Below are 25,084 nucleotides of genomic sequence, written 5' to 3' on the forward strand. Positions count from 1 at the left end.
CTGTGATACACTCGGGCCAGATATTACAAAGGCCTTTATGAGGGAATCTTTCGTGACAAGCATTAACCAGTTATATCCCCAACCCCTGTGGCAGTGGTTTGAGCAGATCTGTGCCATCCCGCACCCGTCTAAACATGAAGCAGCCCTGAGCGCTCATATTCAGGCATGGGCCAAAGAGAAAGGCCTGGCCGTTACCGAAGATAAAGTGGGTAACCTGATTATCCGCAAGCCAGCAACTGCTGGTATGGAAAACCGCAAAATTGTGGTTATCCAGGCGCATATCGACATGGTGCCGCAGAAGAACAACGACAAGGTTCATGACTTCGAAAAAGACCCAATTGAACCCTGGATTGATGGCGAATGGGTAAAGGCCAAAGGCACGACTCTGGGTTCAGACAACGGTATTGGTATGGCGTCAGCACTGGCGATTCTGGGCAGTGATGATATTCCCCATGGTCCGCTGGAAGTGCTGCTGACGATAGATGAAGAAGCCGGTATGACAGGTGCTTTCGGCCTGGAAGCAGGCATGTTGGAAGCCGACATTCTGATCAATACCGACTCAGAGCAGGAAGGCGAAATCTATATGGGTTGTGCCGGTGGTGTGGACGCTGAAATCACCCTGCCTATGGTTTGGGAAGCACCGGCTGAAGGCTACCAGTGTTTTGAGTTGAACCTGTCTGGCCTCAAAGGTGGTCACTCAGGTGTGAACATTCACCTGGGGCGTGGCAATGCCAACAAACTGCTGGGGCGTTTCCTGTTTGAAAATGCTGAAGCCCTGCAACTGGAACTGACTGCTTTCTCCGGTGGTTCGTTGCGTAACGCGATTCCACGTGAAGCAGGTGTCACCATTATGGTGCCCGAGGAGCATGTTGCCGCCTTGCGTACCAAAGTTGCCGAGTTCGAAGCCCTGATCCGCGAAGAACTGGCTGTCGCTGACCCAGATGGCACGCTGACGCTGAAGGAGGCTGCAACACCATCCAGAGTGATGAGCGAGCAGAGCCAGAACACACTGATTGACCTGCTGCACGCCTGCCCCAACGGTGTAATGCGCATGAGTGATGAAGTGGAAGGCGTCACTGAAACCTCTCTTAACGTGGGCGTAATCTCCACCGACGAGCAGGAAGTCAAAGTTCTGTGTCTGATCCGTTCACTGATTGATTCAGGTCGCACTCAGGTAGAAGGCATGTTGATCGCTCTGGCCAACCTGGCCGGTGCTGAAATCGAACTGTCAGGGGCTTACCCAGGTTGGAAGCCGGATAACAGTTCACCTGTCATGGCAATCGTGCGTGAAACCTATCAGGATATCTATCACAAAGAACCTGTGATCATGGTTATCCACGCGGGTCTGGAGTGTGGTCTGTTCAAAAAGCCATATCCTGAGATGGATATGGTCTCCATTGGCCCCACCATTCGCTTCCCGCACAGCCCGGATGAAATGGTCAACATTGAGACTGTTGGTCAGTACTGGCAATTACTGCTGGCAGTGCTGGAACGTATTCCGACCAAAGATTGATATCAGCTGACAAAGAGCTGAAATAACAAAGCCACATCGATATTCGATGTGGCTTTTTCGTCACTGTTACCTACAAATACAAAGAGTAGGTATAGAAGTCTTCCAACACTCTTTTGTAGCCCTGTTTTTCATAGAGGTGCTGGCCAGGAAGATTGGTATTCTGGGTGGACAGATCCATACGCCTGGCACCTGCGCCTTCCGCATAAACTCTGGCGGCATTCATCAACCCGGTCGCGACACCTGACTTACGGGCACTTTCTGCCACATACAGGTCGTAAAGAATCATTATTTTGCAGGCCTCCACCGAGCAAAACGATGGGTACAGTTGAGTAAAACCAAGGGCGCTGTCATTCTCCAATGCCAGAAAAATCACAGATTCATTGTTATTTAAACGCGCAGCGATAAACTCTCTGGCAAGGGGAATGTCTGATTAGCAGTGATAGAACACCCTGTAATCATTAAATAACTCGGCAACTTGGTCGAGATGACTGATGCCAGCACGGATGATTTCCATGACTTGCTCCCGCTAAGGGTAAAGACTCAGTCTAACTCGCAGCAACGTGCGGACAAGATTAACTCTGGCCGATTCAGGATGAATTCCGGTTCACGCCTGTAGCGTACAGTTGAGATTCTAAATAAGAGAGATGCAATTCTGGTGTTTATAATATTTATGCTGGTATCAGTGGTACTGATTAAACTGTCTCTGATTGGACAGGGATTGATGAGCATTGCCATTGGCGCCATAGCATGGATAGTTTGTCGCAAGCTTCCATTCAAGCTCGACCCAGTGCTCAAACAAAAGTTCAGTCGATTGTTTGCTACTGCTGCCCTCCTTCATATCAGTCTGTACCTGGTATTGATCGCCAAAATGACCTTGATAGATAAAGCGTCCGACATTCCCGGATTTATGCTCAGTCACCTGCTGCTACACCATCTTGTATGCGCGCTGCTGGCAGCACCTTTGGTGTTTATGACGGTAGCTATATACAACACGCGCCGCACGCTTAATCAAGGTTAAACCCTCCATCAGTCAATATAAGCTGAGTGTCAAAGCGCTAAATCCAGCTGACAGACATTGGAGTTCTGCTCATCAGTTTGCTGTTCAGCCAGTCCTACAGAAATCCCCACCAGACGAATTCCCCGGCCCTCTGCCCGCTCCATGGCCAGAGCCAGCAAGTCCTGAAACAGATTCACAGACAGGGAATCACTGCGGTGTTCAATCGTGGTCTGTTTAAAGTCGGCAAACTTGAGTTTAACCACCTGCTTATGAATACCTCTGCCCGGCGCTCCCCGTGCCATACGGGTAGAAAGCTCGGGGATCAGTCCTGACATCACCTGGTTGGCCTGGGAGAGCTCATAAATGTCCTGCGCCAGCGTGGTTTCCACCCCCACGGACTTACGCACCCTGTTAGGTGAAATAGCTCTGGGATCTATGCCTTTTGATCTTTCCACCAACAAAGCACCAAATTTACCAAACCTTTCGGTCAACATGGCCGGTTCAGCCCCTTGTACATCACCACAGGTATGCAGTCCCATGGACGCCAGCTTTTCCCCAGTCACCTTACCAACACCGGGGATTTTTCCCAGAGGCAGGGTTTTCACAAACTCAGACACAGCATCAGGGGTTATCACATATTGCCCATTGGGTTTATTTAGATCCGAAGCTACCTTGGCCAGAAACTTTACCGGTGCAATACCTGCAGATGCCGTGAGGCCAGTTGCTTCGAAGATCTCTTTGCGGATGGCCTCAGCAATCAGGGTTGCCGAGCCCCGACAAGCGGTGCAGTCGGTCACATCCAGATAGGCTTCGTCCAGTGACAGAGGTTCAATTAACGAGGTGTAACGGGAGAACACATCCCGAATCTGGGATGACACCTGCTTATATACGTCCATGCGTCCAGGCACCAGAATCAGGTCCGGACACAGCCGCAGTGCATAGGCTGACGCCATCGCACTGCGAACACCGAACTTGCGGGCTTCATAGTTACAGGTACTGATCACCCCTCGGCGATCGCTGCGACCGCCAACTGCCAGGGGCTTTCCCCTGAGTTCAGGGAAGTCACGCATTTCAACGGCTGCATAGAAGCAGTCCATATCGACATGAATAATTTTACGCACAGTGTTCCTCCAACAGAAAGGATACTGTACAAATAAACAGTGTCAAGCAAGATCCGAACGTTAACCTGCAGGAGCGGCCTCAGTTCCCATCTTTGACTGCTGATAATTAGCCAGACCCATCTTGTCGATAAGTCCCAACTGCTTCTCCAGCCAGTACATATGGTCTGCCTCAGTTTCTTCCAGCAATACCTGCAAAATATCCCGGGTCTGGAAGTCACGCTTCTCTTCACACAAAGCGATCACTTGCCGCAGATCTTCAGCGACCTTGTACTCATACTGCAGATCATTGTGCAGCATCTCGGGCGTATCTTTACCTATGGTCAATGGTGCGCGGCTGGCGACATCAGGTTTGCCCTCCAGAAACAGGATTCGCTGAATAAGCCTGGATGCATGTTCACGTTCATCATCGGACTCGTGATTAATACGCTCATAAAGTTCGTTCAACCCCCAGTCCTCATACATGCGGGCATGAACAAAGTACTGGTCCATGGCGGTCAGCTCATTGGTCAACAAGCGGTTGAGTGCGTCGATTACCTCTGCATTGCCTTTCATCATCTGCCTCCTTAAATCTGTGATTGCAGGTAATTCTCGATACCTGTCATGCCAATCAACTCAAACTGGGCTTCCAGCCAATCCAGGTGCTCCTCTTCATCCTCCAACAGCTCCTGCAGCATATCCCTGCTGACATAATCCCGGTGCTGCTCACACAGGGCAATAGAGTCCCTGAGCAGGTCCAGTTCTCCCCGTAACATCAACATGTCACAACTGAACATCTCCTCGGTGTGCTCACCTATCATCAGCTTATCCAGCAATTGCAGGTTGGGGAGTCCCTCAAGAAACAGAATGCGCTCTATCAACTTGTCTGAGTGCTTCATATCCTGAATCGACTTGCGATACTCCACCTTATCCAGGCCGTCCAGGCCCCAATTACGGAACATACGAGCGTGCAGAAAATACTGGTTGATGGCGGTCAGCTCGCTGGTCAACACCTTGTTGAGTTGCTTAAGGACATCGGCATGGCCTTTCATAATGGCTCCCTGTCAGAATTTTGATCTGGATCAAGGTTTAGTAAATCATGCTCAGAGGAATATTCAATTCCTTTATTTTTCATAAAGTTAAGCAAAGAGAACCATTATCATTCCAACTTGCATTTACGCTTAAGCAATTCTTTCAAGCGATTGTATTTACGACGAAAATGAAAACGACCACCAAATTGGTGGCCGTTCAACAAAACTCAAAACGCTAAAGAGGGGGACAGGTATTCAAAAAAGTTCTATGTCATCTTCGAAGTGCTCATTGGTCATCACACCATCATCCAGCAGGTCACAATAGAAGGCGATTTTTCCCCTTCCGTTTTCCTTCACGTAGTACAGCGCTCTGTCAGCCTGGACCAAAAGGTCGGTAGGGTTCTCTGCGCCGGAAGCATTGACCCCGCCAATGGAGCAGCGCACAGGCCATAACTTATCGTTACGAATGCCAGCAATTTCCTTCTGGAACTGTTTCAGTACTTCCCTTGCTTTCTCTTTGGTTCTGGGGCTGAGTAACACCACAAACTCATCCCCTCCGAATCGGAACAACAGATCTTCATCATCAAAGACTTTGATCATTGTGTTGGCCACCAACAAGAGGATTTCATCACCGTAGAGGTGACCGAAGGTGTCATTAATCTTCTTGAATTTATCGACGTCGAATATCACCAGCCAGAAAAACTTGGGGTCACCACTTTGTTCGCAAACCGCACTGTCATCATCTTCCAATACAGCGAGCACCTGAGAGTAGTAAGCTTTCTTATTCAGCAAACCGGTCAGACTATCGGTTTCCATATCCAGCATTACATTGAGAAAGTTCTCATACACCCGGGCAAAGCCGGTAAGCAAACTGATTTGATGTTCAGACATTTCCATAATGGATTTAATCAGCAACACTTTCACCGTGTTACCGTTAACCATAATAGGAAATGCAGTCAATACACTGTCATCGTGACGCTCAGACACCACCTGCTTCTGACGTGAGCACTTCTGAACGCATTCAAGCAGTGAAGACTCAGGCAGCGCATTCTTCTTCGGGAACATACAGGCAGGAAAATGGATCGGACTGTTCACCGCGACAAAGGCAACAGCGGTAGCATCCAGTGAACTGTGAATAGTCTCCACCAGGCTCTCACCCAAAGCACGGATCTGACGTTTACCGGTTAGCTGCACTACAGAGTTAAGCACAGCCTCGGAGGCTCTGCCCACCATCTCAGCAGCGGCTTCTACCGGATTGGATGCCAAGCCGTTCGATTCATCGGCATCGTTGTATTGCAAGTGCACTCTCCCCTGCACAGATGAAGCTGTCATGCGCTACCACCTAAATCACCCTGGATAATATTGAGTATAGACAGCTTTAAAGCACACGGGCGGGGAGGAAATAAAAACGGCGCCAATGGCGCCGTTTTTTCTGTAACCGGGTTTAAATAATGCGGTTTTGAGTCAACCGCTCGTTACGGGCTTCCTCTTCAGCCTTGGCCATTTTGGCCTTTCTATTGTCGCAGGGCTCATCACAATCACAGGCTTTGTCTATCCCGATGGCGCCCAAACCGCCGCAGCTTCCCGCCACCGCCTTGCGCTTAATGATATAGCCAACCGACATCAGTAAGAAAAACAACAATAACACCACAAACGCGGCCAAAAATGTGCTCATACTTCACTCCTACTGCTGAGTAATATAGGGTTTGAATGCTTCGCTGTAGTAGGTCTTGAACCCATCACCCTGGTATTCTATTAGCATCACGGCAAGCCCCTCACGCTCCGCCAGCGCCAAAGACTCCTTGGTGCCCATGACCATCATGGCCGTCGCCAGTCCATCAGCAACCATACAACTCTTATCCATGACCGTCACCGATGCCAGTTTATGTTCTATCGGATAACCGGTACGCGGGTCAATAATATGGGAAAATCGTTGACCCTCTTCTTCATAATAGTTGCGGTAGTCACCGGAAGTGGCAATAGCAATATCTTTTGGCTCAATCACGAGTTGCACTGTTCTGGCATCCTCGGTCGGACGCTCGACGGCAATACGCCAGGGTTCACCGCCGGCTTTGGTACCTTTGAGTGATACCTCACCGCCGATTTCCACCAAATAACCGGATACGCCGTACTTATCCAAGATGGCAGCAATTTTGTCTACGCCGAAACCTTTGGCAATGGATGACAAGTCGACATAGAGCTCAGGCTTGGTTTTCTCCAGCCGATCGCCGGAGATTTTAATTCCCTCTATTCCCACGTCCGCCATCGCCTCATCGATTTCAAACTGGGAAGGGATGCTGGTTGGTCTGGCGTCTGGGCCAAAACCCCATAAGTTCACCAAAGGCCCCATGGTTATATCCAGTGCGCCATGGGTGAGCTTATGCAAACGTATCCCCTCTTCCACCACTTTAAGGGTGTCTGGAGACACGACCACACTCTGTGCCAATGCCAGCTTATTAAAGCGGGACAGCTCAGAGTCAGGGCGGTAGGTCGACATCTGGTCGTTAACCTGTTCCAGTGCCAAATCGATCTCGGCCTGCAGTAACTGTGCATCGGGCAAACTGTCATTGGGAACCAACTTAATGTGGTAAGTCGTACCCATGGTGTTGCCGGAATAGGACTGTAACTTGGCCGGAGAAGAACAAGCTGCAATAAAAAAGGCCAACCCTACAAAGGCCAGCCATTTTCCCAAGGTCTTAATCATGATGACCCTTAACCCTTCAATCAAAATTGGAAAAACGCTGCGTGACAGTATATCACGCAGCGCGTCGGGTATTATCCGCCGAAGTCATCCAACAGGATGTTTTCGTCTTCCACACCGAGATCTTTCAGCATACCGATCACGGCGGCATTCATCATTGGAGGGCCACACATGTAGTACTCGCAATCTTCCGGCGCTTCGTGGTCACGCAGGTAGTTCTCGTACAGTACGTTGTGAATGAAGCCGGTGTAACCGTCCCAGTTGTCCTCTGGCTGAGGATCTGACAGGGCCACGTGCCACTGGAAGTTATCGTTGTCAGCCGCCAGGCCATCGAAATCTTCAACATAGAACATTTCGCGCTTGGAGCGGGCACCGTACCAGAAGCTCATCTTACGCTTGGACTGAAGACGCTTCAGCTGGTCGAAGATATGTGAACGCATTGGCGCCATACCTGCACCACCACCAATAAATACCATTTCAGCATCGGTATCCTTGGCGAAGAACTCACCGAATGGGCCGGAGATAGTAACCTTGTCACCTTCCTTCAGGCTCCAGATGTATGAAGACATCTTACCGCAAGGCAGAGACAGGTCGCGTGGCGGCGGCGTCGCAATACGTACGTTCAGCATGATGATGCCAAACTCTTCTGGGTAGTTCGCCATGGAGTATGCACGAATAGTCGGCTCATCCACTTTGGACTCCAGCTTGAAGAAGCCGAAATGCTCCCAGTCGCCTCGATACTCTTCAGGAATATCGTAATCGGCGTATCTTACATGGTGTGCAGGGGCTTCAATCTGGATGTAACCACCGGCGCGGAAAGGTACTGACTCACCATCAGGGATGGCCAGCTTAAGCTCCTTAATAAAGGTGGCTTTGTTGTCATTGGAAACAACGCTGCATTCCCACTTCTTGATGCCGAAGATCTCTTCGTCCAGTTCAATATCCATGTCAGTTTTAACGTTAACCTGACAGGCCAGACGACAACCCTGTTTGGCTTCACCTTTGCTGATGTGGTCCAGCTCGGTTGGCAAAATATCACCACCGCCTGAGGTCACATTCACACGGCACTGGCCACAAGAACCACCACCACCACAGGCTGAGGAAACGAAGATACCGTTATCGGCCAACGCTCCCAACAACTTGCCACCAGCACCGGTTTTGATGGCCTTTTCAGGGTCATCGTTAATGCTAATCGTCACGTCACCGCTGGCTACCAGCTTGGATTTGGCGAACATAATCACCAAAACCAGTACCAGTACAATGGCGGTAAACATACTCACGCCCAGATATACTTCCAGCGGAGTCGAGCTCAAAATATCCATGTACTTATCCTTAGAAGGTCGATTCTGAAAAGTCGTACAGGGTGTCCCTTACAGAGACACACCGGAGAACGACATAAAACCTAAGGCCATCAGACCAGCTGTGATAAATGTAATCCCAAGACCACGCAACCCATCGGGTACGTCGGCGTACTTCATCTTCTCGCGGATACCGGCCAGCAGCACGATAGCCAGTGCCCAACCGATACCGGAACCGATACCGAATACCAGGCTTTCACCCAGGTTGTAATCACGCTCAACCATGAAGGAAACCGCACCGAAAATCGCACAGTTCACTGTAATCAATGGCAGGAAGATACCCAGCGCGTTGTACAAAGGTGGGAAGTACTTATCCAGGGTCATTTCCAGAATCTGTACCAGAGCCGCAATCACACCGATGAAGGTAATGAACTTCAGGAAGCTCAAATCCGCTTCAGGCAGACCAGCCCATGCCAGCGCACCCGGCGCCAGAATTCCCTGATAAATAATTTGGTTAACCGGCACAGAGATGGCCAGTACCACAATTACCGCTACACCCAGACCCATGGAGGTGGTGACTTTCTTGGAAACCGCCAGGAAAGTACACATCCCCAGGAAGAAAGCCAGCGCCATGTTCTCGATGAAAATAGAGCGGATTAACAGACTGATATAATGTTCCATCTCATCTTATCCTTTTGCTTCAACTTGCTCTGGCTTGTATATGCGGATAACCCAGATGATGCCGCCGATCAGGAAGAATGCACTTGGAGGCAGCAGCATCATGCCGTTTGGCTCATACCAGCCACCCTCTGAAACCTTCTTCAGCAGCTCAACACCGAACAGAGAGCCGTTACCAAACAGTTCACGGAAGAAACCAACAGCAAGCAGGATTGCACCATAACCCAGGCCGTTACCGATACCATCCATAAAGCTCATCATAGGAGGAGTCTTCATGGCGTAGGCTTCAGCGCGCCCCATTACGATACAGTTGGTAATAATCAGACCAACGAATACCGACAGCTGCTTGGCTACGTCATAGGCGTATGCCTGCAGCACCTGGTCAACCACGATTACCAAAGAAGCGATGATGGTCATCTGCACGATGATACGCACGCTGCTTGGGATGTGGTTACGGATAATAGAGATAAACAGGTTTGAGAAGGCACAAACCGCAGTCAGTGCAATCGTCATCACCATAGCGGTTTCCATCTTACTGGTTACCGCCAGTGCACTACAGATACCCAGGATCTGCAGGGCAATCGGGTTGTTGCTGATAATAGGTCCGGTGAGGACCTGCTTCAGTTCTTTAGCATCAGCCATTAGCTCAGTCCTCCGTCACGGGCCTTGTCGATGAACTTCTCAAAGCCTTCTTTACCCAGCCAGAACTCCAGAGAGTACTGCACGCCGTTACTGGTCAGTGTTGCACCAGACAGAGCGTCTACACCGTACTCAGTCTGAGCAACGGCAGGGTTCTTGGTTACCTTGATAGCCAGTTCACCTTGGTCGTTATACAGCTTCTTGCCGTGCCACTTTGCGATCCACTTTGGATTCTGTACCTCACCACCCAGACCAGGAGTTTCACCTGAACCGGAGAAGTCGTAGTAAACTAGGTTCTGAATCGTGTTCATGTCAGGATCCAGTGCCAGGAAAGCATACATGGTTGACCACAGACCATAGCCCTTGATAGGCAGAATCACAGTCTTCAGGGTACCGGCCTCATCGTGCACCAGGTAAACCACTGCATCGTTGGCTACGCGCTTAACAGATGCAATGTCGTTTTCTGGGATAAATGAGGTCTTCGGGTCCCGGGCCGCTTTTTCCATATCAAAGCTGTTGCCATCAACATCAACAAACTCACCGGTTGCCAGAGAAACTACTTTGGCCTCAACGAATTTGTTATAGGTCTCCAGGATCTGCTCTTTGGTCATACCTGCATCTTTGGTGTTCAGCAGGTTGGCCGCTTCCAGAATGTACTTCTGGCGATCCAGCAGCTTGTTTTCCTGTTGGATTGGCTTAAGCACTACCGCCGCAGTCGATACGAAGATAGAGCAAATCAAACACAAGCCAATGACAACGAAAAGCGTTCTTCCGAACGAGTCCTTTTTACTAGCCACGTGCGATCCTCCGCTTGATATTGGCCTGAACCACAAAATGGTCGAACAGTGGTGCAAACAGGTTGGCAAACAGAATCGCCAACATCATGCCTTCAGGGAATGCAGGGTTGATGACACGGATAAATACCGCCATGGCACCAATCAGCGCACCATAAGCCCACTTGGCATTGTTGGTGAAAGAGGCTGACACAGGGTCTGTCGCCATAAACATCATACCGAAGGCAAAGCCACCCAGAACCAGGTGCCAGTACCAAGGCATGGCGAACATTGGGTTGGTGTCGCTACCGATAAGATTCAGCAGGCTGGAAACTGCAACCATACCCAGGAACACACCACCTATGATGCGCCAGGAAGCGATACGGGTATACACAATTACCAGACCACCCAGCAGGATAGCCAGAGTCGATACTTCACCCACAGAGCCTGGGATAAAGCCGAAGAAGGAATCCCACCATTGCTGGCTCAAACCGTATTCCAGAGTACCGCTGGCAGCCTGGCTCAGTGCAGTCGCACCTGAATAGCCATCAGCTACAACCCAGGTGGTATCGCCGGACATGTTCAGCGGATAGGCGAAGAACAGGAAGGCACGACCCGCCAGGGCAGGGTTAAGGAAGTTACGGCCAGTACCGCCGAATACTTCTTTAGCCACAACCACACCGAAGGTGATACCCAGCGCTACCATCCACAATGGAATAGTTGCGGGCAAGGTCAGGGCAAACAGAATCGAGGTAACGAAGAAGCCTTCGTTAACCTCATGACCACGGACAGAGGCAAACAGCACTTCCCAGAAACCACCAACTGCAAAAGTCACAGCATAAATAGGCAGGAAGAAACAGGCGCCGTACCACATCAAGGTGGCCCAACCTGAGTTGGCGGTCAGCTCAGCCCCGAACATGCTGAACAGGGAAACCTGCCACACATCCGGAGTGCCGAAACCGGCAATCAGAGCGTCCTGCGCCTGCAGGCCGACGTTGAACATACCGACAAACATCGCAGGGAAAGTACAGGCCCATACGGTGATCATCATGCGCTTCAGATCCAGGTTGTCGCGAACATGGGTGCGACCCTTGTTCACTTTACCCGGAGTGTAAAAAATGGTGGCGGCGGCTTCGTAAAGAGCGTACCACTTTTCGTATTTACCGCCTTTTTCAAACTGCGGCTCAATACGTTCGATAAATTCTTTCAAGCTCATAAGCCTTCCCTCTCGATCGTATCCAGACAATCCCGCAGGTAGACGCCATAGTCATACTTGCCGGGACAAACGAACGTACACAGGGCCAAATCTTCTTCATCCAACTCCAGTGCACCCAGCGCCATGGCTTCTTCCGTGTCGCCGGACACAAGGTCACGCAGCAACATAGTCGGCAGAATATCCAGTGGCATTACACGTTCATACGCACCAATTGGCACCATGGCGCGATCTGAACCGCCGGTAGAGGTGGTCATGTTGAACAAACCAGAAGACAGGTGGCTTAAGAAAGCACGGGTAATGGAGTATTTATCCTTGCCCGGCATAGCCCAGCCGAAGAACTCTTTCTCGGTACCTTCTTCCAGAATGGTTACCTGGTTGTGGTAGCGTCCGAGGAAGTCGTGAGGACCGTTGGCAGTGCGACCGTTCAGGACAGAGCCTGATACCAGACGCAGGTTTTCACCTTCAGATTCACCCTGGGTCAGCTGTGATACCTGAGCGCCGAGACGAGAACGAACCAAACGGGGATTCTTGGCGTGAGGACCTGAGATAGCAACGACGCGGTCAGTGTAGAGTTCACCTGTGGTGAACAACTTACCGACAGCAATCACGTCCTGATAACCGATATGCCATACGGTACGGGTACCGGATGCAGGCAGCAGGAAGTGAATGTGAGTACCTGCGTTACCGGCAGGATGTTTGCCGCCAAACTCTTCTACCTGAGCGTTACCGGCAGGGATATCCGCGCCAGGAGCTTTACACAGGTAAACTTTACCTTCGGTGAGTTTAGACAGTAGCGTCAGACCGTTAACGAAATCATCTTTATGCTCATTGATGATTACCGCAGGGTCGGCCGCCAGTGGCTGGGTATCAGTTGCAGTCACAAAAATACCGGCAGCTTTGGAGTCAATGGCCGGTACTTTACTGAATGGACGGGTTCTGAGCGCGGTCCACAAACCTGAGTTGATCAGATTGCTGCGTACCTGCTCGTCAGTCAGTGCGTCGAGGTTTTGCGCATCATGCTTATCAAAAGCGACGGCATCGTCCCCTTCGACTTCGATGACAACAGACTGCAAAACGCGTCGGGCACCACGGTTGATTTCGGTTACTTTACCACTGGCTAAAGCTGTATATATAACGCCTGGGTTCTTCTTGTCTTCGAAGATCACCTGGCCCTTTTGCACCTTATCTCCTACCTTAATCTTCATGGTAGGACGTAAGCCGATATACTCTTCACCCAATGTAGCTATGTGTTTAATGGCTTGACCATCATGGATGGCTTGCTCTGGTCTGCCTGAGATAGGCAGGTCCAATCCTTTCTTAATTGTAATCATATCCACAAGCACTACGTTTGAAGGAAAGACAATGCGCCGCATTCCCGCATCAATTTCAAAGAGTTAATCCAAACCCCAAAATTGAGCTAGCGCAGATTTATCACAGAAATGCGACAATAATCACGCTGTTCGCGCGCATTTTACCCCAATTAACACATCACTGCCACGAAAATAACGACCATTTATCTGTGATCAAACAGCCAAAAGGCCAGCAATCGTGAACATCGACAGGGGTTTTTCCGGTGAAAGCCGCTAAAAATCACATTTTGCAGTAGATGCAAAAATAAAACATTAGTTTTTAACGATTTACATCCAAACGCACACTAAACAAACGGTGTTGCCGAATTTTTGCGCTCAAAACCGAGTTTATCGACTAAAGTCCAATACAAAACTGCAACTGAAATCGACTCACCCATGGGGAGGCCTCGTGCGATCTGGCTCACCCTTCCCTTAAGAAAAATAGCAGCGAACCCTCATTTCGCCACATATATATCGAGAGAATCCCACTTATTGCAGTAAGTTAACCGTAAGTGGGCGCACACATTCACTCCAAACACTCACACATTGGCGGCAAACAAAAGCGCCACAAACCTCACACCGTCACCTTCAGCGCGGCAGAGAAACTTCACAGACCAGCCAAAATCTCGTCGCTGAGAGTCAGTTCAGCATTCCTGTTAACATTGACACCGGCGGCAATCACCGCCCGGGCAATGGCCTGCGCCTCCTCCAGAGAGTGCATCTCGAAGGTGCCACACTGGTAGGCGTTCAATTCAGGGATCTGTTTTTGTTCAGAGACGTCCAATACATCGGCCATAGCGGCAAGCCAGGCATCAGCCACCACAAGTTCATTGGGTTGTCCCACCAGGCTCATATAAAAGCCGGTGCGACAGCCCATGGGAGAGATATCAATAATCTCAACCGAGTCGCCATTCAAATGGTCACGCATAAAGCCGGCAAACAGGTGCTCCAGTGTGTGGATGCCCCGTTCACTCAGAATACTTTTATTGGGAATACAAAAACGCAGGTCGAAGACGGTAATGGTATCGCCGGAGGGCGTACTCATGGTTTTAGCTACCCGCACTGCGGGCGCATGCATCCGGGTATGATCCACAGTAAAGCTACCAAGCAGTGGCATAGACTTCTCCAGGGTGTATTCCATTTCCACAGGAAGCAGCAAACCGGGACCGACAAAAGGGCACTTAATCCTTATCCGCGGGCAACTGAATCAGTGTTAAGCCAGCGACAGAGAGTCCGGGACTGCACTGCTTCTTCCATTAGGAAGTGGCTGTTATCTGTTAAATAACAGCCACTCACAAGTGAATCACAAGGATATCACCAATAAGACACCAAAGAGTAGCCTGCACTTTACTCAGGCGCTGTAATTGTCACCAAAAAGTGCAGGTGTGTGGTTAGTCAGGTTGACGGGCCTCGGTATAAGCATCCTCGGCTATGCTGTGGTAACGGCGGACACCCTGCTCATATTCACGATAGGCATCGTGAACCTTTTTCATCAGCGGGTCTTTGTTTGACTGCTCGGCAATCACCTCGATGGATGTGTCTCTCAAACTATCCAGCACATCTTCCGGGAAGGCTCTTAGCTGCACACCATGTTCATTGACCAGAGCATCCAGGGCCTCCACATGGCGGGTAGTGTATTCATCCAGCATATCCTGATTAATTGCCTTGGCTGCCACTCTGACAATCGCCTGCAGATCTGCAGGCAATTGCTCGTAGGCCTGCTTGTTGATCAAAAATTCCAGAGTCGTACCCGGCTCATGCCAACCAGGGTAGTAGTAGAATTTGGCAGCTTTGTGCAGACCAAAAGCCAGATCGTTAAAAGGTCCCACCCACTCAGTGGCATCTATGGTGCCGGTTTGCAGCGCGGTAAACAGCTCACGGCCCGGCAGCGTTACCGGTGTGCCGCCCAAACGTTCCAGCACTTCACCACCCAGCCCGGGCAAACGCATCTTCAGGCCTTTCAGGTCATCCAGGGAGTTAATCTCTTTATTGAACCAGCCGCCCATCTGCACGCCTGAGTTACCTCCCGGCATTGGCAGAATGCCAAATGGCTCATAAACCTCTTCCCACAACTCCTGACCGCCACCATAGGTGAGCCAACCATTCATCTCCTTGGCATTCAAGCCGAAAGGAATTGAAGTAAAGAACTGGGCAGCCGGAGACTTACCCTTCCAGTAATAGGCCGCGCTGTGTCCCATCTGGGCAGTCCCCTGACTGACCGCATCGAATACTTCAAACGCAGGAACCAGTTCACCCGCCCCGTACACTTTAATTTTAAGGCGACCGGCAGACATCTCATCCACCAGCACAGCGAAACGCTCAGGCCCCATCCCCAATCCGGGAAAGTTCTTGGGCCAGGAGGTCACCAGATTCCACTGATAGGTTTTTGCAGGCTCAGCAGCAGTCCCTTCCCCCTGAGACTGCTGCTTATCACCACAGCCGGACAACAACATGGTGACCGCCACAGCCAAACCGGTTAGCCACTTATTCATTTTTATTACCCTCATCCCTGTCGACCCGTCTCAAGGGCCTAACCATATATCTGCTGAGGCAACCAGGTCGCCAGCTCAGGCCAGATACTCAACAACAACATTAACAGCAGCTGGATCATCACAAAGGGAATCACCCCTTTATAGATCTGGCCACTGGTCACCAAGTCTTTTGCCACACCCCGCAGATAGAAAAGTGCAAATCCGAACGGCGGAGTTAAAAATGAGGTCTGCAAATTGACGGCGATCATGATGCCAAGCCACACAGGGTCCAGCCCCATGGCCAACAAAATCGGCGCCACCAGAGGCACAACCACAAAGGTGATCTCAATAAAATCCAGAATAAAGCCCAGCAGGAAAATCACCGCCATGACCAATATCATGGCGCCAATCACACCGCCGGGCATATTGGAAAACAGCTGATGAATCAGTTCTTCACCGCCAAGACCACGAAAGACCAATGAGAAAATTGAGGCGCCGATCAGGATAAGAAACACCATGGAAGTGACTTTGACCGTACTCAGCATCACCTCTTTCAAGCCCTTTAGCGTCAACTGGCGTTTCAACAGGGCAATCACCAGGGCGCCAGCCCCACCCACGGAGGCTGCTTCCGTCGGCGTAGCGACCCCCAGCAGAATAGAGCCCAGCACCATCAATATCAGTATCAGTGGTGGCAATAGCGCCCACGCGGTACGCAGCCAGAACTGACTGTCCAGTTGTCCCTGTTCTGCAACAGCAGGAAAGCGTTCAGGCTTTCTATATATAAGGAAGAGTGTGTAAAGGCAGTACAGTCCCACCAGCACCAATCCGGGGATCAGTGCACCGGCAAACAGATCACCAACAGAAACTGACTTGGGACTGAATATCCCCATGGATAACTGCGCCTGCTGATAGGCATTGGACAGTACATCTCCGAGCAGAATAAGGGCGATAGAGGGCGGGATAATCTGCCCCAGTGTCCCTGTGGCACAGATAGCACCGGCACTAAAAGAGGGGCTGTAACCGCGATTAATCAGGGCAGGTAAAGACATTAGCCCCATGGTCACCACAGTGGCACCGACAATACCTGTGCTGGCAGCCAGTAACATGCCCACAAAGAACACGCTGAATATCAGCCCACCACGAAAACGCCCGAACAGTTCTGCCATACTGGTCAGCAACTGCTCCGCCACTTTGGATTTTTCCAGCACAGTACCCATAAATACAAACAGAGGCACAGCCATCAAAATCGGGTTATTCAACACCCCATATAAACGACTGGGCAGAGCATTGAGCAACATGGGGTTAAAGTCGCCACTCAGGGTACCGATTCCAGCAAACAAGAGCGCCATACCTGCCAGAGTAAAGGCCACTGGATAGCCCAGCATCAGCACCAAACAGATGCATAAAAACAGCAGCAGGGCCATCATAATCCTTCCCCTTCATGGCTGATGGGATTGCTGGCAGAGTTAATGTTACCACCGTGCCCAAACAGGGCTTTACCATGGTTATAAAGCTCCACCACGGCCTGAAGAATAAGGCTCACAACCAGTATCAACAGCAGACTCTTTTGCACATAGATTAGCGGCAGGCCTCCCGCCTCTACCGACCTCTCGCCGATACGCCAGGAAGTCGCGACATATTCAAAACACCAGATCCCTATAAACAGAGTGACGGGCAGAAGCAGTAACAAGGTGCCGAGAAAATCCACCCAATGACGGCCGCGTTCGGAAAAACGCCGATAGAAAATATCCACCCGTACATGGGCGTCATGCTTGAGGGTATATCCGGCTCCTAAAGTGAATACCGCACCATGCAGATACAAAGCCGTATCCTGCAGTGCAGTCGCGCCGGTATTAAAAACATATCTGAGAATAACTACCGCCAGAGTCAGCAGCAGTAAAATCAATGTGGCCCAACTGACCAAGCGGCCGGAATATTCGGTCAGCCAGGAGCAGGCAGCGATCAGTTTGTTCATACAACTCTACTGTTTTGTTGTTTGTTTTTATAACAACATATTGATAACAGAAAAGTTACAGACTGAAAATCAGAAACACAGAGGTTGGAGGTGAGTATTTATACAAAAACCGGGCAGACAGCAGAAATGACAGAATGATGAAAGCAGTGGGAGGCTGGGGCAGGAAAAACAAAGGCCCGCTCATTGACTGGCGGGCCTGACTAATTGACGAACCAGCTCAACCCTTACACTTGGGAGAGTCCGGCGCACCCTCACGCTGCGACCACTCCTGCTCAGTGTAAGTGTGCATAGTCAGGGCGTGAACGCCCGCAGCCAGCTCATCTGCCAGCAACTCGTTCACCAAACGGTGACGGGCGATCAGACGTTTACCTTCAAACTCACCGCTGACAACCACCACTTTAAAGTGGGTTTCTGAGTTTGGCGGAACATGGTGAAACTTACTCTCGTTAATCACTTCCAGGTGAGAGGGAGAAAAAGCCTGGGTCAATTTATCGCTAATTGTCGTCTGAACGCTCATACATCAGCTCTCTGTAAATAAAAATGCTATCGCAGGGTAAAGGCGAGTGCGATATGAGTCAATCGCCTGCGTGGAATCCGGGAATAAGCTGCCGAAAGGTAAAGTTCCAGCGGGTCCCCTCCTGTTTAAGCCGCTTGGGTAAGCTATGCTGCCAGGTCTGCTGCATAGGATAATGCATCAGCAACAGGTCGCCGGACTCAAGGTGCAATATCCTCTTCTCTCCTGTGTCATTGTGTCTGAGCACAAAGTCCCGTCCCTCACCCAGAGTCACAGAGGCAATATCACTCCCCGGCACCAATTCATCTTCATCGTCGGCGTGCCACCCCATACAATCTCTGCCACCGGCATAGCGGTTTACCAACACACCATTGCTGACAAAGCCAAAATCCTTGCTCAACTGGTGCCTTAAACGATTGGCGTAATAAGGCCAGGGAGTGGGTACCACAAGCAACCCTGAATACTTGTACTCAACCCCCTCATCACCAAACCAGATTTGGGTACGGGGTATCTTGTGGGCCTTACCGTAAACCGTCACCTCGGGTCTTTCATAGGGATAGGCTTCGGCCTCCGTCAACAACAGTGACTGCTGACGGGAATTCAAATAGCCCTTAACCCAGGTCCAGGGCTCCTGGCTTTGTTGAAAGAGTTGCTGCTGCATAATTCTTTAGTTCGCCTTGTGTTTATTCACACCTGGCTGAATTTTGTAGGTTATAATTCCGCACTTTGACGTTTCATCAACTCAGTGTGACATATGACAACCCAGTTTTCAGCCATCGGCTCAGCGCTCGAATTACATCGTTACCCACAGACTCAGATCTCCAATCTGCAGGCCTGGGATGCGGCCGACGAGCATCTGCTGAAATGGCTGGATGAACAGGCAGACATAAGTGGTCCAATCGGCATCATCAACGACAGTTTCGGTGCCCTGACCTGCGGCATTCGCGCCAAATACCCTGAGCAGCTCTGGGTCGAAACGGATGCCAAAACCAGCCTGCTGGGAATTCAGCATAACCTGAGCCGCAACCAGTTGAAGGATGACAATATCAGCTGGTTAACCAGCCGTGATACCTTGCCCTCTCAATCGGCTTTGGTACTGATGAAGCTTCCGAAAAACCTGAACTACTTTGCCCACCAGCTGATCCGCTTGTCAGCTGTGATGCCACAGGGCAGCACCTTACAAATTGGTGCAAGGGCCAAATCCATCAATCAAAGCCTGTTGGCGCTGATTGCCAAACATTTTGGTCCGGCTACTGCCAGTCTTGCCTGGAAAAAGACCCGGGTGATCACTGCCATCGCCGATGGCAAAACCAGAGCAGAGCCCAAGCCTCAGCGCTGGAATGTGCCTGAATATGGTCTGACGTTAAGTAACCTGTCCAATGTGTTTGCTGCCAATAAGCTGGATATCGGTGCCCGAATCATGCTGGAAAATTTGCCTCAGGGTGAGTTCCAACAAATTATCGATCTTGGTTGTGGCAACGGTGTGCTGGGTTTACGTGCCGCCAGCTGCTATCCGGACGCCAGTGTACACTTTGTTGATGACTCAGAAATGGCAGTGGCCAGCGCCAGAGAAAACTGGCAAAGCAATGGCCTGGAGCCGGAGCGTGGTCACTTCCACTGGGATGATTGCCTGACCCACCTGGATGCAGGCCTGCAGGCTGACTTGGTGCTGTGTAATCCGCCTTTCCATCAGGGTGAAGCCATTACCGACCATATCGCCTGGCAGATGTTCAATGACGCCCGCAAACGTCTCAAGCCTGGTGGCATATTGCATATCGTCGGTAATCGCCACCTGGGTTATCACATCAAACTCAAGCGATTATTCGGCAATTGTCAGACCGTTGCCAGCAATGGCAAATTCGTGATTCTGCAATCCACCAAGTAAACCGGGATATTGAGGAAGCAGACAGTTGTCTGCTTCCTACCCTGTTACAATCAGTCCAATTCATTTCTGACGGTACCCACCATGTCTTTTGCCTCATTGAATCTCGACGCCCGTCTGCTGGCGAATCTGCAACACCTAGGATTTAATACGCCTACGGATATTCAGGCCAGCGCCATTCCTCTGGTGTTGGCAGGCAAAGATCTGATGGCCGGAGCCAAAACCGGCAGTGGCAAAACTGCCGCCTTTTCTCTGCCGATCATTAATCAACTTCTTGGCATACAGAGCGATGGCAAACCCAAGGCTCTGGTACTGGTGCCGACCCGTGAATTGGCCCAGCAGGTGCAGGAAAATATCAGCCATTATGCTCAGGGATTGCCAATCAGAAGCGTCTGCCTCTATGGCGGCGCGGCGTTCGAGCCACAACAGCAACTACTGGCCAAAGGGGCGGATATAGTCGTGGCTACACCGGGACGCCTGCTTGACCATGTGCGCAAACACACAGTGGATTTGAGAGGCCTAAACTGGCTGGTGCTGGATGAAGCCGATCGTATGCTGGATATGGGCTTCAAAGATGAAATCCAGATGGTGCTGAGAAAAGTGCCAAAGCAACGTCAAACCATGCTGTTTTCTGCGACTTTCGACGACAGCATTTTCCGCTTCAGCAAATCATTACTGAGCAGCCCGGCCCTGGTAGAGGTGGATAAGCGCAACGCCGGTAATCAGGATATTGAGCAGCAGGTGTATGAGGTTGATGATGACCGAAAAGCCGCTTTGCTTAACCACCTGCTGTCCCATAAAGGATGGCCTCAGGTATTGGTGTTCAGCCGTACCAAACAAAGTGCCGACAAACTGGCGCAGGATTTGGCAGGCAAAGGGCTAAAGGTAAAAGCCTTTCACGGCGACCTGTCACAAAAAGCCCGGGATACAGTACTGAGCGAGTTTAAAAGCGGTGAGCTGCAGGCTTTGATAGCCACTGATGTCGCTGCCCGGGGACTGGATATTGATGAGCTGCCTGTGGTGATCAATATGGAACTGCCATTTGTGGCAGAAGACTATGTGCACCGTATCGGTCGCACCGGACGCGCCGGCAACAAGGGGCTGGCCATCACCTTTTTTACCAATAAAGATGCCAGAGCCATGGAGGAGCTGGAAGTCCTGCTCGATACCCGTCTGCCAAGACAATGGTATCCGGGCTTTGAACCTGACCTTATGCGGGAAGATGACAGTCCACGCCTGTCCAAAGCAGCCCAGAAACAAAGGGCGCGAAAACGTGCATTGGGCGGAAATACCCGCAAAAGACGTTAATCCCTATTGACGCCCGGTCGATTCAGCGCCGGGCGTTCGTAAGCCATATCCTCAGCCAAAACTAATCCAGCCCGGCAATCGCGGCTATTGCCTGACGGTTGGTCGCTGAAAATACCTTGTCCATCGCCTCAGCAGCGTCAAGCCAGCAGTAACTTGTATGCTCCTGCTCAGCCAGTACCACGTTAATATTCTGCGGAACGCAAACACTGAACAGATGCTCTGTGTTCTCTTTGGTATCCGGGGCATATCGGCTCTGCCACTGGGGCATAATGGCGTAACGGGTTTGGCTGCAATGATCTTTAAGCTCAAGCTGAGCCTGTGAAATGCAGATCCCGGTTTCCTCCCACAACTCTCTGATGGCGCTTTGTCGCGGCGTTTCGCCCCACTCCACACCACCAGTTACAGATTGCCAAAACCCCTTGGGGTAACAGCGCTCCAGCAACAAAAACCTGCCATCAGGGCTGTAAACCACCACCAACACAGACACTGGCTGACGATATTGATTGTCACTCAAGGGCTTACCTCCGTATAAAAACACACTGGTACTTTAGTTTGCGTCGCAAATTCATTAACATTTTTGCAAAGCCTGAGGAAGGTGCGAATAAGTCCCGTGCGTGCTCTGCGAGTGGTGACAGTCTCTAGATGCGCGGCGCAGTTTGAAGTTAATGGCCCTAGTCCTTAGCAAGAACTGCAACAAAGCAGATAGGGCTGTCAGCCTCGCCCTTCGGGGCTTTCGAGCAATCACGATTTCTTTGGTATTCAGCTTTGAAAGGCAACCAGCCTTCCTTTATCTGAATACCTCGAACTCGCTTCTGCTCATAAGCCAGAGTGCCGCGAGGATTTGTTCGCACCTTCCCTAGGACTGCCCGGCAATAATGACAGTGGAAAAGGAAAAGGCGCAATGAACAAAATAATAAAAGGCCTGGCTCTTGGGACTGGCGTACTGGCATTGGCTGGCGCAACAGTTTATGGGCTTATGTGGGCTAACCTGCCCTCACTGGATGGCAAACTGCAAGTCGAAGGTCCCCGGGACACAATAACACTCTCCAGAGATGACTTGGGCAACGCGATAATTCATGCCAGTGACAGGGCTGATGCGGCTTTTGCTCTCGGCTTTGCCCACGGTCAGGACAGATTCTTTCAGATGGATCTGCTGCGTCGCAACGCTGCCGGTGAACTTGCCGCCCTGTTTGGCGACGCCGCCCTGCCCCTGGATAAAAAGCACAGATTTCACCAGTTCAGAAAAAGAGCCACTATGGCTTTGGAGCAACTTGATCCTGAGCAGCGAGAGATCCTGCGACAATACACTCTTGGGGTAAATACCGCCTTGGATGCTCAACAGGTAAAAAGTTTCGAATACCTGCTTACCAACACCACACCAGAACCATGGCGGCCGGAGGACAGTCTGTTAGCCATCTACTCCATGTATCTGGATCTGCAAGCTGGTACAGTGGAGCGGGAAAAAGTGCTTACCTATATTCAGCAATCTCTGGGGCAACCCATGGTGGACTTTATTACCCAGACAGATCCTTTACAGGCTGCGCTGGATGGCTCCACCCTGCCGCTGGATAATCTTGCTATACCCGCCCTGCCAGACGCATTAATGCAAACGTCAGTACACACCTTTATCGAGCAGGATGAGGTAGTGGGCAGTAATAACTGGGCGGTTACCGGCGAGTTAACCAAGTCTGGTCACGCCATGCTCTCCGATGATATGCACCTGGGTTTGAACGTTCCTGTTATTTGGTATCGCACACAACTCAACTATCAATCCAATGGAAACGATATTCAGGTAACCGGAGTCAGTCTGCCCGGCGCCCCGGCCATTGTCGTGGGCACCAATAATCATATCGCCTGGGGTTTCACCAATGGCTATATCGACACCGCCGACTGGGTCGCTCTGGATAGCAACACTCAGCTCACGACTGAAACAGAGCAGCTTAAATCCACTTCGGGTATTCATGAACATCAGATGATCACCTCAGAGTATGGACCTGTGACCAAAATTGGCGACGCTCAGTACGCCCTGTCCTGGGTGGCACACCAGCCTTATGCGGTCAATATGGAGCTGATGGCACTGGAAACCGCAAACACAGTGGATGCAGGACTGCTCGCCACCCAGCGCGCAGGCATACCTGTGCAGAATATGCTAATTGTCGACCGTCAGGGCAACGCCGCGTGGCGTCTTACCGGAGCTGTACCTGCCAGAGATAATCCGTCTTCCCTGCCTGTCAGCGCTTCTGACTACCCCTCTTCTCAATGGCAAAGCCAGGCCGGGGATGTTCCCGTGGTGAAAAATCCGGACCATCACAGGCTCTGGAGCGCCAACAGCCGGGTAGTCAGTGCAGCAGACGATAAGAGATTCGGTAACGGCGGCTACGCGATTGGCAGTCGTTCGGTGCAGATTCGGGATAACCTGATGGCCGGCGACAGCTTTAATGAAGCTGACTTTATGGCAATGCAGCTGGACAATCGGGCCATCTTTATGAGCCGCTGGCACGCCTTGTTATTGGCCACGCTTAACACCCAACCACAGCAGTTTGCCGATGATATCCGGGAGCTTGAACAGTGGCAGGCTTGTGCCTGCAGTGAATCTGTCGGCTATACCCTGGTCAGCCACTTCCGCAGTCAGCTGTTCGATGCCGTGTTTGCACCAATTCAAACCCAGCTTAACAGGGAAAACATGAGCCTGCGCAGACTGAAACGGGATTTGGAACCCGCTGTTTGGCAGCTGCTTGAGCAGCAACCTCAGGATTGGTTACCTACAGAACATCAGGATTGGCAAAGCTGGATGCTGGCTATCTACAGTGACAGTAAAGCTGAACTGCTGGCCAAGTACAGCGACAAGGGACGACTGACAGATCTTAACTGGGGCAAAGTTAACGCATTAAAAATACAGCACCCGTTCAGTCGCCAGATCCCCCAGCTAAGCTGGCTACTGGATATGCCCTCAGTGACCGGCTTCGGTGGCAGATTTGAACCTGCAGTACAGACCACCACCTTTGGTGCCTCTCAGCGCTTTATCGTCCAGCCGGGACGAGAGCAAGACGGGATTATGTCTATCCCGGGAGGCCAGTCGGGTAACCCGGTATCCCGGTTCTATCGCAAGGGCTTTAGTGATTATGCCAACCACAGGGGCACGCCTTTATTACCGGGCGCAGCCGTCCACACCATCACTATCCAGCCTCAGTAGTGCCTGTACTAATCTGGATTAAAGCCTGGCAAGGGGAAACTGTTTCCCCTTTTGCCATCTTTGTTCACGCTTTTCGTCTCTCGCCTCAGGGCACACGCCAACATTCAGCAGCCTCTGGCTTTAAACCGGTTACACCAGCGAATGAGCCTCAGACAGCAGGAACGCCACAACAAAGCATTAACAAATCAATAGCTTGCAAGAGTTTAGGAACACAGTGTTCCCGTTCTAAAACAGCAGATACACCCATGCTCAAAAATCATAATAAAGTCTTTATAAAACATTGAGTAACGAAGAAACTAAAGGTGAGAAAGCATGAGGACGCTGAGGAAAAAACAAACAGAAAAGCTGGAGGCGCAGCAAATTTAATCCGCCAGCTATTGCCAGCGAAATTTCTCTGCCTATAATGCCGAAAACCGGAGCGTCTGCCAACGCTCCGGTTTTTTTGTGCC

General features: G+C 50.9%; 25 protein-coding genes. 5 read left to right on the forward strand and 20 right to left on the reverse strand.

Annotation, left to right across the window (positions count from 1 at the left end; all coding sequences use genetic code 11):
* The first annotated feature begins 52 nt into the window (after positions 1-52).
* Positions 53-1,513: a beta-Ala-His dipeptidase gene (locus L2725_RS08180; RefSeq protein WP_115136146.1), complete on the forward strand. Its 1,461-nt coding sequence runs from the start codon at positions 53-55 to the stop codon at positions 1,511-1,513.
* A 70-nt stretch (positions 1,514-1,583) separates the two neighbouring features.
* On the opposite strand, the gene L2725_RS08185 is transcribed toward L2725_RS08180, so the two are convergent.
* Positions 1,584-1,937, reverse strand: a complete 354-nt coding sequence (locus L2725_RS08185) for a GNAT family N-acetyltransferase (RefSeq protein WP_346429389.1) — start codon at positions 1,935-1,937, stop codon at positions 1,584-1,586.
* 231 nt (positions 1,938-2,168) lie between these two features.
* Between L2725_RS08185 and L2725_RS08190 the strand changes: the two genes are divergently transcribed.
* Positions 2,169-2,531, forward strand: coding sequence for a hypothetical protein (locus tag L2725_RS08190; RefSeq protein WP_249248483.1), 363 nt, complete (start codon positions 2,169-2,171; stop codon positions 2,529-2,531).
* Positions 2,532-2,560: 29 nt separating this feature from the next.
* On the opposite strand, the gene dinB is transcribed toward L2725_RS08190, so the two are convergent.
* The 18 genes from dinB to L2725_RS08280 all read right to left on the reverse strand — a co-directional run bounded on the left by dinB (position 2,561) and on the right by L2725_RS08280 (position 18,913).
* Positions 2,561-3,631 carry a DNA polymerase IV gene (dinB, locus tag L2725_RS08195; RefSeq protein ID WP_249248484.1) on the reverse strand — a complete coding sequence of 357 codons (1,071 nt, stop codon included), beginning with the start codon at positions 3,629-3,631 and terminating at the stop codon, positions 2,561-2,563.
* Positions 3,632-3,691: 60 nt separating this feature from the next.
* Positions 3,692-4,183 carry a bacterioferritin gene (gene bfr, locus L2725_RS08200; RefSeq protein ID WP_249248664.1) on the reverse strand — a complete coding sequence of 164 codons (492 nt, stop codon included), beginning with the start codon at positions 4,181-4,183 and terminating at the stop codon, positions 3,692-3,694.
* Positions 4,184-4,194: 11 nt separating this feature from the next.
* On the reverse strand, positions 4,195-4,659 hold the full coding sequence (gene bfr / locus L2725_RS08205; protein WP_249248485.1) for a bacterioferritin: 465 nt from the start codon (positions 4,657-4,659) through the stop codon (positions 4,195-4,197).
* A 234-nt stretch (positions 4,660-4,893) separates the two neighbouring features.
* Complete coding sequence (locus L2725_RS08210) at positions 4,894-5,970, reverse strand: GGDEF domain-containing protein (RefSeq protein ID WP_249248487.1); 1,077 nt, start codon at positions 5,968-5,970, stop codon at positions 4,894-4,896.
* A gap of 112 nt (positions 5,971-6,082) precedes the next feature.
* On the reverse strand, positions 6,083-6,313 hold the full coding sequence (gene nqrM / locus L2725_RS08215; protein WP_115136153.1) for a (Na+)-NQR maturation NqrM: 231 nt from the start codon (positions 6,311-6,313) through the stop codon (positions 6,083-6,085).
* 9 nt (positions 6,314-6,322) lie between these two features.
* Positions 6,323-7,342, reverse strand: a complete 1,020-nt coding sequence (locus L2725_RS08220) for an FAD:protein FMN transferase (protein WP_249248489.1) — start codon at positions 7,340-7,342, stop codon at positions 6,323-6,325.
* A gap of 71 nt (positions 7,343-7,413) precedes the next feature.
* Entirely contained in the window at positions 7,414-8,661 is a 1,248-nt protein-coding gene (gene nqrF, locus L2725_RS08225) for an NADH:ubiquinone reductase (Na(+)-transporting) subunit F (RefSeq protein ID WP_115136155.1), read from the reverse strand.
* Between the two features lie 48 nt (positions 8,662-8,709).
* On the reverse strand, positions 8,710-9,318 hold the full coding sequence (gene nqrE / locus L2725_RS08230) for an NADH:ubiquinone reductase (Na(+)-transporting) subunit E (protein ID WP_115136156.1): 609 nt from the start codon (positions 9,316-9,318) through the stop codon (positions 8,710-8,712).
* 6 nt (positions 9,319-9,324) lie between these two features.
* Entirely contained in the window at positions 9,325-9,957 is a 633-nt protein-coding gene (locus L2725_RS08235) for an NADH:ubiquinone reductase (Na(+)-transporting) subunit D (RefSeq protein WP_115136157.1), read from the reverse strand.
* Positions 9,957-10,751 carry a Na(+)-translocating NADH-quinone reductase subunit C gene (locus L2725_RS08240; RefSeq protein WP_248935377.1) on the reverse strand — a complete coding sequence of 265 codons (795 nt, stop codon included), beginning with the start codon at positions 10,749-10,751 and terminating at the stop codon, positions 9,957-9,959. The genes L2725_RS08235 and L2725_RS08240 overlap by 1 nt, the downstream gene beginning before the upstream one ends.
* Positions 10,744-11,943, reverse strand: coding sequence for an NADH:ubiquinone reductase (Na(+)-transporting) subunit B (locus tag L2725_RS08245; RefSeq protein WP_115136159.1), 1,200 nt, complete (start codon positions 11,941-11,943; stop codon positions 10,744-10,746). Before L2725_RS08245 ends, L2725_RS08240 begins: the two co-directional genes overlap by 8 nt.
* On the reverse strand, positions 11,940-13,274 hold the full coding sequence (locus L2725_RS08250; RefSeq protein ID WP_249248490.1) for a Na(+)-translocating NADH-quinone reductase subunit A: 1,335 nt from the start codon (positions 13,272-13,274) through the stop codon (positions 11,940-11,942). Before L2725_RS08250 ends, L2725_RS08245 begins: the two co-directional genes overlap by 4 nt.
* A gap of 625 nt (positions 13,275-13,899) precedes the next feature.
* Positions 13,900-14,409 (reverse strand): S-ribosylhomocysteine lyase, encoded by a 510-nt coding sequence (gene luxS, locus L2725_RS08255; protein ID WP_249248492.1) that lies wholly within the window; start codon positions 14,407-14,409, stop codon positions 13,900-13,902.
* Between the two features lie 274 nt (positions 14,410-14,683).
* Positions 14,684-15,784, reverse strand: coding sequence for a TRAP transporter substrate-binding protein (locus tag L2725_RS08260; RefSeq protein WP_249248494.1), 1,101 nt, complete (start codon positions 15,782-15,784; stop codon positions 14,684-14,686).
* Between the two features lie 38 nt (positions 15,785-15,822).
* The gene (locus L2725_RS08265; RefSeq protein WP_249248665.1) at positions 15,823-17,187 is read right to left on the reverse strand and encodes a TRAP transporter large permease; all 1,365 of its coding nucleotides are present in this window, start codon (positions 17,185-17,187) and stop codon (positions 15,823-15,825) included.
* Complete coding sequence (locus L2725_RS08270; protein WP_249248495.1) at positions 17,187-17,738, reverse strand: TRAP transporter small permease subunit; 552 nt, start codon at positions 17,736-17,738, stop codon at positions 17,187-17,189. The genes L2725_RS08265 and L2725_RS08270 overlap by 1 nt, the downstream gene beginning before the upstream one ends.
* A gap of 217 nt (positions 17,739-17,955) precedes the next feature.
* The gene (locus L2725_RS08275) at positions 17,956-18,255 is read right to left on the reverse strand and encodes a BolA family protein (protein WP_249248496.1); all 300 of its coding nucleotides are present in this window, start codon (positions 18,253-18,255) and stop codon (positions 17,956-17,958) included.
* Between the two features lie 58 nt (positions 18,256-18,313).
* Entirely contained in the window at positions 18,314-18,913 is a 600-nt protein-coding gene (locus L2725_RS08280) for an alpha-ketoglutarate-dependent dioxygenase AlkB family protein (protein ID WP_249248497.1), read from the reverse strand.
* Positions 18,914-19,006: 93 nt separating this feature from the next.
* Between L2725_RS08280 and L2725_RS08285 the strand changes: the two genes are divergently transcribed.
* The gene (locus tag L2725_RS08285) at positions 19,007-20,137 is read left to right on the forward strand and encodes a methyltransferase (protein WP_249248498.1); all 1,131 of its coding nucleotides are present in this window, start codon (positions 19,007-19,009) and stop codon (positions 20,135-20,137) included.
* 81 nt (positions 20,138-20,218) lie between these two features.
* Positions 20,219-21,442 (forward strand): DEAD/DEAH box helicase, encoded by a 1,224-nt coding sequence (locus L2725_RS08290; protein ID WP_249248499.1) that lies wholly within the window; start codon positions 20,219-20,221, stop codon positions 21,440-21,442.
* A gap of 61 nt (positions 21,443-21,503) precedes the next feature.
* On the opposite strand, the gene nudB is transcribed toward L2725_RS08290, so the two are convergent.
* A complete protein-coding gene (gene nudB / locus L2725_RS08295) occupies positions 21,504-21,956 on the reverse strand; it encodes a dihydroneopterin triphosphate diphosphatase (protein WP_249248500.1) in 453 nt (150 codons plus the stop codon).
* A 387-nt stretch (positions 21,957-22,343) separates the two neighbouring features.
* Here nudB and L2725_RS08300 point away from each other — a divergent pair, with 387 nt between their 5' ends.
* Positions 22,344-24,635, forward strand: coding sequence for a penicillin acylase family protein (locus L2725_RS08300; RefSeq protein ID WP_249248501.1), 2,292 nt, complete (start codon positions 22,344-22,346; stop codon positions 24,633-24,635).
* Positions 24,636-25,084: the final 449 nt, after the last annotated feature.

Source organism: Shewanella corallii (assembly GCF_023349125.1).
GTDB classification, from domain to species: Bacteria; Pseudomonadota; Gammaproteobacteria; order Enterobacterales; family Shewanellaceae; genus Shewanella; species Shewanella corallii.